Origin of the sequence: Proteiniborus sp. (assembly GCF_040308045.1) — a bacterium.
In the GTDB taxonomy this organism is placed as follows: domain Bacteria; phylum Bacillota; class Clostridia; order Tissierellales; family Proteiniboraceae; genus Proteiniborus.
Genome location: NZ_JAWRHZ010000005.1, coordinates 1 through 11,653, shown reverse-complemented (window position 1 = coordinate 11,653; position 11,653 = coordinate 1). Strand labels below are relative to the sequence as shown.

The window sequence follows — 11,653 nt, the reverse complement described above, 5'->3', positions numbered from 1 at the left end:
CCAATGTTAAGGTTCAGCGTAAAAAAATTCAATAACAAGACTGGTCAATTCTAATTTAAATACATCCAATGTTAAGGTTCAGCAGACAGTCGGCAAGGTTCAGCCTTGCCGTGGGGCTGATTTAAATACATCCAATGTTAAGGTTCAGCGTCAAAACTATACAACGTAATCAGAGCATTCAACCCATTTAAATACATCCAATGTTAAGGTTCAGCAAATTGAAATTCTTTTCCCACTTTTTCAAATTAAATATTTAAATACATCCAATGTTAAGGTTCAGCTTGAGGTTTTTAATAATTGTTCTTACTCATGTTATAATTTAAATACATCCAATGTTAAGGTTCAGCAGGAACATCAAGACAAGGGATTTTATGTACACCATTTATTTAAATACATCCAATGTTAAGGTTCAGCGGACATTTAATGTCCCTATCTATTATAAGTCATCATTTAAATACATCCAATGTTAAGGTTCAGCCGTCGCCATTTCTTGTTTTAAGTCCTCATCATATCATTTAAATACATCCAATGTTAAGGTTCAGCTATTACTATGTTATGTTATTTTTTTATCAAGTTAAAGATTTAAATACATCCAATGTTAAGGTTCAGCATCTTCAATTCCCATGCCTATACAACCAAAACCACAATTTAAATACATCCAATGTTAAGGTTCAGCCTGGCAGCAGAATTCCCATATAACAGCGAATATTAATTTAAATACATCCAATGTTAAGGTTCAGCATTTTTGTGTAGTGTTTACAAATTTGTTTTATATTTATTTAAATACATCCAATGTTAAGGTTCAGCTACTGTAAACGACCAATTCATGCTTACTATTTTTCACTATAAACCTAGCAATATCAATGATATAATAGATTTTTTACCAAGTCAATCTATAAAACTATTAAAACAATTGAGATTCCCTTATAGTCTTTGATACTACTTCATCATAATTGTACTCATATAAATATAGCCTGGTAAAATTAATTATTAATATATAATATAATTCTTGCTATAATATTAGATCCTCTCCAGTGCCATTCACCTTATTTCCTAATATTTCTTCTCCATATACATTATCATTCATTAATTTTATGATACAAACAAAATCCTCATATTCATCAATTATTTTGTTAAGTTCTTTCTTTAATAGCATTAATTTAGATGGTGTTATTTCACCCCTAAAAACGGACTTTTGAAAATGTGATAAGTATTTTTTACACACTTTAAATACCTTGTTTACTCTTTTTACATTTACATCATAAAATAGAAAAGCATAATTATAGTTGTAGTCCCTTTTCATTTATATTTTCTCCTTCAGATCGAATGGTTTGAAATCAACATCTTCCAAAATAAACTTAATTAGTTTATAACAATCAAGTTTAATGGCAGTTTTATAGCTTACTTTTCTATTAAGTTTTCCATGAAGGAACACACTTTCTAATCTTTCTTCGAAAGCAGTAATAAATATTTTTCTTCCTTCTTCATTCAATAAACAATAATTTACTTTCTTATCAAAATGCTTATTTACCTGAATTCTTCTATTGTTTACTAAATCAAAGATCGTCTTGAAAACTAAAATAGGTTTAAAAGCCTCGCTAATATCTAAGCTAAGTGAGAATCTCCTCTCCGATGGGGCATGGAGAAAACTAATCCTTTGATCTAGATGAGTATGATATATAGTAGTTATGGTTTTGGCATAAAGAAGAGTATTACCAAAAGAAATTAATGCATTTATTGGATTATCAGGTGGTCTTTTAACCCTTTTATTCATAACAAAATCCTCTGGTAACATGTATTTAAAATTGCTATAAAACCGTTGCCATAATTCACCTTCGACTTGAAGTATTTGTTCTATTTGATTTGCATTTTTAAGGTTCTCATAAAATTCTTCTTTTATCCAATCTATAGTTTCTTTAACTTCTTTTTTATCATGCTTATAATAATGATATAGAACTTCATATATATTTTTCCCTATAGACTCTACTATACTTTTAGCAATTATTAATCTTTTAGTATTATATGCATCAACTTGTTTTACTAAAAATCTACCACTATTATAACAGTCACGTGGGTAAAAAGTCCCGCTATAGCCGTCATAATAATTAAAAAAGTGTACTGTTATTTTGTTCCGAGATAAAAAATCCAATAATTTAGTATTTATAGAAACCTCTGATAAACAATATATCTCCTTAGTATTTTCTACTGGAATATATACATTTTTGCCATCTTTTCTAAAGCACAGTGAATTATCCTTTCTCGTTAGCTCCCCCATTGAGGTTATATATTTTGTACTTCCCATATTATCCTCCTAGTTAATTAGATATAACAATACTCATAATAGGCACATTTTTTACACTTTGGCTCATTAATAGCTTCAGGTATAGATTGGCTCAAGAGCAACTTTTCAATGTCAAGTGCTAGTTCATTTAAATATTCTGCTTTTTTATCATCCAACTCTAAATAAATAATTTTATTTGATGTTTTATTTTTTTCTACAAATTCTAGCTTACCCTTTCTATCAATCCCCTTATCTTTTAAAACTTTCAGATAAAAAAGTAACTGCCATTTAGAAGCTTCCACATCTGCATCAGACTTTTTCAGTTCAATTAAATATTCATTTGTTAACTTGTCTATTTTTATATTATCTATAGCTATTTCTGTTTGTTTTGATTTATTTGCTTTTATCTCATGTATAGCTTTTCCTATCTTTACACTCTCACTATTATCTTCTAAATTAATTCTATTACCATGTAACCAACATTGCCTTTTACAGTGAAAATAATAATTTATCAATGTACCGTTAATATTCATATAAATATCCCACCTGAATCATCAGTATATTTTTTCCTATCAAACTTTCCATCACTGGTCATATACTCCTCTCCATTTTCGATATAGTATAATCGCCCAACTGATTCATTAAAAATCTTAGGTCTTCCATCGTATTTATTTTCAAAATCCTTAAAGTTAAATGTAAAATACGCCATTTTCTCCGACAAAATAGAAAGTTTAATTTTTTTCTCTGAATATTCTAAAGCTGTATCTGCAATTAAATCCTTATATTGTTTCCATATACTTTTCCCATCAATAATTTCTCCTTTTTCTTCATTCTCAATTTTGTGTGCTAAATAAAGCTGGTAATTATCTTCTATTATTAGTCTCATCCATCTATTTACTTCTTGATAATTTAAGGATAATACACAGTTATTAAAATCTTCTAAGCTTCCTCTTATATTTTGAGATTTTTTGTCATTTAACCTTTTAAAACATAATTCATAGAATTCTTCAAATTTTTTATTTAGTAGGTATCTTTGATATTCTTCATTTCTCAAATCAATTTCAAGCCTAAAATCTTCTCGATATATCTGTTCAGCTTTATCATAATTATAAAAATAGGCTTCACTATCATTTTTCTTACAGGACCTATTAATTCTTCCCAAAAACTGCTCCTCTCCATCAAGTAGGGATATATCCTTAAATCCAATATCCATGTCTATATCAACCCCTGCTTCAATTACTTGAGTTGCAACAAGAATAACATCTTTGCATTCAAAATTGTCTTCACTGTCTTTTTTATTTATTTCATTAAGTATTTTATTTCTAATATAGTTGCTATCATCTCCAGTTATTTCATATATTTTTTTATTTGGATATTTCTCCTTTAGAATATCAAAAAATTCCCTAGCTGTAGATTTTTTAATAAATTCAATAATTAATCTTATATTCATTCTACTTTTTATCACTTCATCAATTTTATTTAAGAGTTCTTCCTTGTCTGTACTATCTTTTTTTAATAAATCGTAGTTTAACTTTACTCTATTTTTGAATAAAGGGTTCTGGTAATATTTGTTTTTATCACTTATCAAATCAAAGATTTTTACATCTTCACTAGGGAGTAACTTATCTAATTTAGGCAGTGTTGCAGACATTATTATAATTTTTATATTCAAAAGTTTGCTATAAGCATTTAAAAATCTTATAATTTCCGGCCAAATTTTATTTCTATAACTTTGAACTTCATCTATTATTATTATGCTGTTACAAAGATGTACAAGAGGTAAGTTAATTTCTCTACCCGTCCCAAAGAGATAATTAAAAAAGTTAACATGAGTTGTAAGAGTTATAGGATACTGAAGCATCTGTCTATTTAAGTAATCTTTTTTAAAGTCATATTTTTCATCCTCTTCAAGATTATTTTCTTTTTCAGTAACTATTGGCACAATGGAGTTTATAACTGCTACTCTAAACTTTTTCTGCATTTCATCGTCAAATATTTTGTCAAAGGTCTTTTTCGTCTGTTCAATAAGGGTATTAAATGGGAATATGTATGTAATTTTATTAAAAGTAGGCATCCTCTTTATGATATTTAAGGCAAGATTTATTGATGTATTTGTTTTACCTCCACCCGTAGGTGCTTCAAGATAAAAGATGTCACATTTGTCTAAATTATCTAATAAGTTATTCTCTGCTTCTATAAACATATCCGAACGTAATCTGTTAATTAAATTATCTTCAAAAAAATTTTTATTATTTTTATATTCATCTATACCTTTATAAATACCTGTGCTTTTATAGATATTAAATATACTATCTATATCATCTATGTCTCTAAATTCAATATTCTTACCTGTATCATACATATTTGTTGCGTAGAAATCGCAACTTACAATTGATGAATAGAGTAATTTTGTTAAAATATAGAATTGAAACTGCTCATGTGAGTCATTATCAATATTGTTGAATAAATCAAGTTCAAGGGTTAACAATCTATTACAATTCTTATAATATCTAAGATATGATGGAGTTTTACGAAACCTCTCTTGAAGATTTCTTAAATCTTTTAAAAAATCTTTGTTTCCAAAGTCAGTCAAATAGGTGTGATGTCTTGAAATGATATAAGCAAAAATTAACATAACATATTTTAAAAATCGTTTTTCTTTTTTACTGCTAAACTCATTGATTTTATCTATGTAAATATCAATAAAAATCAAAGCTGAAATGATTGAATGATTGCTGTCAGAAGTCTCAGAAGTGTTAGCAAACTCGACCATTTTATTTCTCATTTTCACATATTGAAAAGCAGGGTTAATCTTACCAATATCATGGAGATAAATTGCATTAATAAATAACTCCTTAATAAATTTAGCTTGCATATCAGTTATTTTTTCTTCATTAACCAATAAATTATTGATTATTTTATCTATTACTTTTTCAATTCCTCTTTTTTCTGACAATCGTTCAAAAGAATATATTGCCCTATTAAAATGTTCTATTAGTTTCTCTGGCTCTTTTTTATTTTCATCATCAATATGTGCAAATAATAATTCTTGGTTTATTAAATCATTCTCAATAGGATACAATACACTATGAATATTAGGCATCTTATCACCTCGATTTTTATAATATAGCTAAAGGAACACTTTAAACTTAAAGTGTTCCTCTATGAATTAGTAAAAAAACAATATTTTATCATCATGCTTATAAAACGAATCTGCATCCAATACTTTTTCAATTTCCATATTAGTAAAACATAATTCTTCGAACTCATAGAAGTTATATTTTTTACTTAATGTAAGTGGCGAAATTTCCTTAAAAAAGAATGGCATAGAAATATCATCATATGAATATTTTCCAACTGTTACTCCATTTATAGAAAATAGAGAATCTATATGTTCTATATTTATAGTTTTGCTAACTTCTACAACCTGACAGTTGCTAATAATAGCTGGATGATCGTTTTTCCCAAGATAAGGTACAAACTTACACTTGTTATTAAGCAAACTATCTTTTAACCTATGAAATACTATATTATCTATAGAAACATCATCTAGTATATATATATCCCATTCAGGATTCTCAAGCCACTGCTCCCTTACTACCAGATTGCCACCTTTCTCCTTACTTGCGTATCCCACACTATTATTAAAAACCTGTACCTTTTTAGCAAAGTAACCATTTTTACCTTTTGGAACTATTGATATCTTTAAATCTCTAAGAGATAAATAAAACTCTGGATAATCGACTTCTTTAGCATCTTCATAAATAGTTCTACTTTGTTGAATATGCCCCCCAAGCCCAGTTAATGCCCCGAGAAGTCCTAAAAGAGCAATTTTGTGGATATTGTTATATGTAAAATACGTATTAACATTAACATCTGGTTTTTTAAAAAAAGCTGTTTTCCCTGACAATGTAAATTTTATAGCCTGCATTCTCTCACCCCCTACCTCATGGCTACGCTTCTATTTATGAGGTTTTTATATCTTTTCTTTTGTAAATATATTCATAATCGCTGCATCTTTAAATTCATGCTTAACTAATGTTGTATATGGATTATAATAAATGCTTATATCTTCTATGTCATCCCTGAATTTGTTTATAAGTTCACCAATTTTTGTAATATCTATTATGTTCTTACCTTCAGCTTTTTGAAATTCTACATATCTATCAAGATTTGGGAAATAGATTTCTGAGCCTTCTTTTATTTCAATAAATAGTGCAAATTCATTTTCACACCCTGATTTACTATTTGTATTTAAAGCAGTAGCTCCTACCAATGCTCCTTCTTTAAAAAACTCATAAGCCTGCGCAGTGTAACCATCAAAACCTTCAACAATATTTATATATTCAAAATAATTATTAGGATTTATTGAAAATGGATATATATAATGGGCTTCATTACTCATTATTTTTTTACCAAGGCTTGATGCATCTGCATCATCTTTTTTAGAATTTCTAAAAGGTGATAGTATGTCCTGAACCTCTGTTGTAGTATTTTCATAAATATTAAAGCCCTGTCCTATTTGTACAGCTCCAGTTATGCTAATATTCTGATCTTCAACAGCAAAAGTTGCACCGAAATTCATAACATCAACAACAGAAAATAAGTTTTTAAGAACCTCTTTTGAAGAAGTTTTTTTAGTTAAAACAGCTGGTGCGAAAATTTCGTTATATCTTTCTGTCAATTCTTTTGGTTGAAGCTTGTCTTTTTCATCAGCTTTACCTTTTTCATCAATTTTATATGTTTTAATATATAAAATTTTTTCTCCCTTATCTTTTAAGTATTTTTTAATTGAATACTTAAGTGCCTTATCACTACCAAACACATTGCCATCACTTGTAGATTTAGGTCTTCCTGTAAAATCAGCATTCCAATTAGCCATTATGCTAGAAATTCCAATTAAACCATATACCCTCTTATTCATAACTTTACTCATTGCTTATCCTCCTTCTTTTCATAAAAAATATTATTTGCCAATATTCCTGCGAGTAACATATCTTGATTGCTATCTTTAATACTGTTAGTTGTCTCATACCCCATAACCATAGCCATAGCATTTTTAAAACTGATGTTATCAATTGATATTGCGTGTTTATATACAGCAAATATCTCACTAAGTCTTCTTTTTAATTGTATTGGATTTTTTGCATTTAATATAGGCTCAAAAAGTCCAAATGTCTTTTTATCACTCTCTGACTGAGAAAATAAGTAATATGCAAGTTGTCCAGCAACAAAATAAAATTCATCATCATTTTCACAAATGACTAGTTCTTTTAATTTAAGCTTTCTTCTTAAATTATCCATTGTACTCTTAATTCTATCTGCCACATCCATTCCTCCTAATTCAAAATATTTTAGAAATGATACTCTCAGATTATACGCCTTTGCTAATCGCCATGTATTAGTTCCTTGAACTGTATTTCTTAGTTTCTCTATAATTATATCCATAGTTAGTTTATTGACTATATGTTTGACTGAAACATCTATACCCCTATTAAAGAAATCATAAAGCGCATCTCTTCCAAGTATGAATAACGCTTTCATTTGAGCAGTAAATTCATTTGTTTTTACATCAGGCTCCATATCTTTAAAATAGCCTTGCATTCTATTGTTAAAAAAATTCTCACTAAATTTTTGCTGTAATTTTTTATAATCAACAATTTGTTCGTCTTGTAACATTACTTTGGTGGAACTATTGCCATTTTCAATTTTCTCCATAACGCCAAGTACATTAAATAAGGTAAACTTTAATTCTGGTTTATCAAATGGAATGTTATCATACTCATCTATTTCAGAATTTTTATTTAGGTGAATGGAATAGTACGAATTGTTCCTTTTATGAGGTTCAGTACCGTCAAATTCATGATAATAATCTAGTTTAATCTCTTTAAATTTACCCTGAGTATTAAGCCATTCAAAGTAATTCTTTGAATATCTCACGTCGTTTGTTTTTAAGCGGAATGGTGCACTACATTGCATAGTTTTTAAAATCAAGTATGGCTTTTTACTATTAGTAGTAATATTATTTGCTGGAAGTCCATATATTTCATCGTCAATAAATAAATTGTAATCATTTACATTAAAAATTCTTGGAATCATATATATTTCATTTTCTAAGTTATATGTATCCAATGACTCTTCAATAAAAATTTTTATATACCCGGTAAATTCATTGCTGAATTTCTTAATATTCTCAATGATTTTATCAAAGTTACCAATAATAAACTGTTTGTTTTTTTCTATTTTTTGAATTCTTTCAGGCTTTCTAATATATTCAATTTGTTCTTTAAAATATTTATTGAAAAACTCATCTTTCTCTTTACCTTTTATCTTATGTTCTTTATGTAAACTATTGTTGTATATCTCCAAAAACTTATCTTCAGACTGTTTAATCTTTTCATAATACCCATTAATTAATTCAACTAATTCTTCTTTATTAATGGGTTCCTTTGCAATTTCTGGGCAAATATCTTTCTTAATAAATAAAGTCATCCAATTTGTACTATGAATTTTCTTAGCTGGGAGATCAATACACTTGTTAGTATCATCATTTAATATAACACTACAATAATCCATTTCCTTAAATAATTTGTATAGCTCAGGATTTTTAATCTCATCCATTTCATTTTCTTTAGATTTTCTGTTAATTATTAGATAGTTGTTATTAGTAATCTCTATCGGCCTATTTGGGCTTAATAATATGTATATCCCATCTTTTAATGTATAGTTATCTAGAATAACATCCTTATCTTTTGAAACCGCTTCTTTATAAGGCTTTAACATATCCTTTATCATGTTATAATCATCACCTCCTCTTATTTTAAATATTGAGCATTACAAAAGCCTAACCCTGCTGCAGAGTTTTTCTCGCCTATCCCAATAGCTTCAGCTGTAAATGCTAATAATTGAGACTGTTCATCATCATTTGGAATTATTCTGAATTTATTAGCGAGTAGTCTTGTATTTTTATACTTGAAAGAAAATGGAATTTTATTTAAAAGTTCGATGCGTTGAATAAAGCTATGATTTATACTAAAATTATTATCATAAAACGCTTTGTATTTTTTTTCTAAATTGGCATTAAATCTATCCTGCAGTAATATAAAATCATTTTCAGGTAACCAATATTTATTATCGACAGTAATAAGCGCAGGAGTAACTGTATATAGCTCAACAATGTGTTTTTTCCATATTGTTTTTATATCAGTTGCTATGATTTTAATATCTTCACTTTCAATTTTCATGATAAGCTCTCTAATTTTTTTTGCAAAAACTTTGTCTAATGTCCTAATTTTAAATATGTAAATTCTTCCTCTTCTATAAGTCTTATTATTTTCTAATGGATAAAAATTATTAAACACATAATTCTTATAATCATTTTTCTTATGCTTTTCAGATAAATCGTTGTCCAGAAGCATAGCTTTATTAATTATCTTTGATATTATTTCACTTGAATCTGTAAAATACATGTCTCTTAAAAGATATGTAGTAACAGTTATTTCAAAATACTGCATAGCTTCCATCTTTTTCCCTCCCTTCATGTAATTTATACCTTTTTATTATATATTTGACACTTATTTTAATTCTCCTGCTATCTTAATATATATTTTTATAACAAGTAATTTTATTGCTTATGATAATTATATTCCATAATAAATATTTGTCAATATAATTTTTAGAAAATTAATAAAATTGCCTACGTAACAAGTAAATTTATTGCTTAATTTAAATACATCTTATGTTATGGTTTAACTATGCTTTACGCAGGCAATTTTATATAGATATTTTACTATGATGGAACAATATAATCAACATCCATTAAGCTTTGATCCCTTTATTTGTAGTTTATCATCTAAAGATATTTCAGTCTTCTCCTATAAACCATTCTTACTGAAATATTGAACTTGATCAATATTTTTCTTCTAAATCCTGTCCAAAACCTTCATTCTTTTTTCTTGGGGTTGTGTATATATCTATTTTTACGTGTTTGCTATCAATCGAAAAAATCGTCGACCCCCCATAGTTTTTACGCTATTAAGGATCGACGACTTTATACTATACAGATTCCTCACCACGTCCGAAATGACAGGAAATGTGTACGAAATGATAGTATGTGTCTAAAATAACAATCTAATACTCAAATTGACATAACCTACGCCTCTATTATTGTTCCACTTTCTCCTTTTAATGCTTCTCTTGCTTTGTCTAATGATGCTATAACTGCTTTTCTGCCTGGTTTTGACTCTGCAAATTCTATGGCTGCTAGAACTTTTGGTAGCATGCTGCCTGGAGCAAAGTGGCCTTCTTCTGCGTATTTCTTCATTTCTTCTGTAGTTACTTTGTCTAGTTCTTTTTGATTTGGTTTTCCGAAGTTAATTGCTACTCTTGGTACTGCAGTTAGTATAACTAGTATGTCTGCATCTATGTCTTCTGCCAATCTTTGTGATGCTAGGTCTTTGTCTATAACTGCAGCTGCACCTTTTAGTCTTCCGTTTTCTTCTACTACAGGTATTCCGCCACCGCCTACAGTTATGACTACGTTATTGTTGTTTATTAATGTTTTTACTGTTTCTAACTCAACTATTCTCTTTGGTTTAGGAGATGCTACTACTCTTCTGTATCCTCTTCCAGAGTCTTCTACCATCACATAACCTTTTTCTGCTGCTATTCTATCAGATTCTTCCTTTGTATAGAATGGTCCTATTGGTTTTGTAGGGTTTTGAAATGCTTTGTCATCTTTGTCTACTACTACTTGTGTCACTATAGTCGATACTGGCTTGTCTATTCCTCTGCTTCTAAGCTCATCTCCTAGAGCTTGTTGCATATGATATCCTATCATTCCTTGGCTCATAGCTCCACATACATCAAATGGCATAGCTGGTGTTACGTTGTCTGCTACTTCATTTTGTATAACTATTCTTCCTACTTGTGGTCCATTACCATGAGCTATTGTTAGATTATATCCTTCTTCTATTATGTCTGCTAGATATTTTGTTGTCTTTTTAACTACTTCAAGTTGAGCCTCTGCTGTAGCTTGGCTTCCTGTATCTTGTAAAGCATTTCCTCCTAAAGCTACTACTACTTTTTCCATTAGCATACCTCCTAGAGAATTAATTATTAAAATTATATACTATATTAAAACATAATGCTATGATTTTTAATTTAACTTAAATATAGGCTCCCCTTTTGGAGGAGCCTTATATATTAAAGCGCTTTTGCATCTCTTAAACTTTGTATTTTTTCATCATCATATCCTAAGAATCCTTTTAGGATTTCTTCTGTATGCTGACCTAGAACTGGTGCTGGAGTTCTTACACTACCTGGTGTGTCACTTAGCTTAATAGGTACTCCAGGCATCTTTAGTTTTCCTGC

At 28.6% G+C, this 11,653-nt stretch carries 9 protein-coding genes and 1 CRISPR repeat array; all 9 genes read right to left on the bottom strand.

Translation table 11 applies throughout. The annotated features are described in order from the left end of the window. Nucleotides 1–53: 53 nt before the first annotated feature. A CRISPR array of direct repeats spans nucleotides 54–807; the repeat unit is 30 nt; unit sequence ATTTAAATACATCCAATGTTAAGGTTCAGC. 205 nt (nucleotides 808–1,012) lie between these two features. After that, nucleotides 1,013–1,303: a CRISPR-associated endonuclease Cas2 gene (gene cas2 / locus ABV008_RS00495; protein ID WP_352417858.1), complete on the bottom strand. Its 291-nt coding sequence runs from the start codon at nucleotides 1,301–1,303 to the stop codon at nucleotides 1,013–1,015. Next, nucleotides 1,304–2,302 (bottom strand): type I-B CRISPR-associated endonuclease Cas1b, encoded by a 999-nt coding sequence (cas1b, locus tag ABV008_RS00490; RefSeq protein WP_352417857.1) that lies wholly within the window; start codon nucleotides 2,300–2,302, stop codon nucleotides 1,304–1,306. A 17-nt stretch (nucleotides 2,303–2,319) separates the two neighbouring features. Then, nucleotides 2,320–2,814 carry a CRISPR-associated protein Cas4 gene (cas4, locus tag ABV008_RS00485; protein ID WP_352417856.1) on the bottom strand — a complete coding sequence of 165 codons (495 nt, stop codon included), beginning with the start codon at nucleotides 2,812–2,814 and terminating at the stop codon, nucleotides 2,320–2,322. Further along, nucleotides 2,811–5,384: a CRISPR-associated helicase Cas3' gene (cas3, locus tag ABV008_RS00480; RefSeq protein ID WP_352417855.1), complete on the bottom strand. Its 2,574-nt coding sequence runs from the start codon at nucleotides 5,382–5,384 to the stop codon at nucleotides 2,811–2,813. The genes cas4 and cas3 overlap by 4 nt, the downstream gene beginning before the upstream one ends. Before the next feature lie 66 nt (nucleotides 5,385–5,450). After that, a complete protein-coding gene (gene cas5b, locus ABV008_RS00475; RefSeq protein ID WP_352417854.1) occupies nucleotides 5,451–6,212 on the bottom strand; it encodes a type I-B CRISPR-associated protein Cas5b in 762 nt (253 codons plus the stop codon). A gap of 45 nt (nucleotides 6,213–6,257) precedes the next feature. Further along, nucleotides 6,258–7,217, bottom strand: coding sequence for a type I CRISPR-associated protein Cas7 (locus ABV008_RS00470; RefSeq protein WP_352417853.1), 960 nt, complete (start codon nucleotides 7,215–7,217; stop codon nucleotides 6,258–6,260). Beyond that, the gene (locus tag ABV008_RS00465; protein WP_352417852.1) at nucleotides 7,214–9,076 is read right to left on the bottom strand and encodes a hypothetical protein; all 1,863 of its coding nucleotides are present in this window, start codon (nucleotides 9,074–9,076) and stop codon (nucleotides 7,214–7,216) included. The genes ABV008_RS00470 and ABV008_RS00465 overlap by 4 nt, the downstream gene beginning before the upstream one ends. Before the next feature lie 20 nt (nucleotides 9,077–9,096). Next, complete coding sequence (locus tag ABV008_RS00460; RefSeq protein WP_352417851.1) at nucleotides 9,097–9,804, bottom strand: CRISPR-associated endoribonuclease Cas6; 708 nt, start codon at nucleotides 9,802–9,804, stop codon at nucleotides 9,097–9,099. Nucleotides 9,805–10,433: 629 nt separating this feature from the next. Then, nucleotides 10,434–11,372: a carbamate kinase gene (gene arcC / locus ABV008_RS00455; RefSeq protein ID WP_352417850.1), complete on the bottom strand. Its 939-nt coding sequence runs from the start codon at nucleotides 11,370–11,372 to the stop codon at nucleotides 10,434–10,436. Nucleotides 11,373–11,653: the final 281 nt, after the last annotated feature.

Excerpts from the sequence above, each read along its gene's own strand:
- cas2 (WP_352417858.1), bottom strand. The coding sequence starts at position 1,303 with ATGAAAAGGGACTACAACTATAATTATGCTTTTCTATTTTATGATGTA.
- cas1b (WP_352417857.1), bottom strand. The coding sequence starts at position 2,302 with ATGGGAAGTACAAAATATATAACCTCAATGGGGGAGCTAACGAGAAAG.
- cas4 (WP_352417856.1), bottom strand. The coding sequence starts at position 2,814 with ATGAATATTAACGGTACATTGATAAATTATTATTTTCACTGTAAAAGG.
- cas3 (WP_352417855.1), bottom strand. The coding sequence starts at position 5,384 with ATGCCTAATATTCATAGTGTATTGTATCCTATTGAGAATGATTTAATA.
- cas5b (WP_352417854.1), bottom strand. The coding sequence starts at position 6,212 with ATGCAGGCTATAAAATTTACATTGTCAGGGAAAACAGCTTTTTTTAAA.
- ABV008_RS00470 (WP_352417853.1), bottom strand. The coding sequence starts at position 7,217 with ATGAGTAAAGTTATGAATAAGAGGGTATATGGTTTAATTGGAATTTCT.
- ABV008_RS00465 (WP_352417852.1), bottom strand. The coding sequence starts at position 9,076 with ATGATAAAGGATATGTTAAAGCCTTATAAAGAAGCGGTTTCAAAAGAT.
- ABV008_RS00460 (WP_352417851.1), bottom strand. The coding sequence starts at position 9,804 with ATGGAAGCTATGCAGTATTTTGAAATAACTGTTACTACATATCTTTTA.
- arcC (WP_352417850.1), bottom strand. The coding sequence starts at position 11,372 with ATGGAAAAAGTAGTAGTAGCTTTAGGAGGAAATGCTTTACAAGATACA.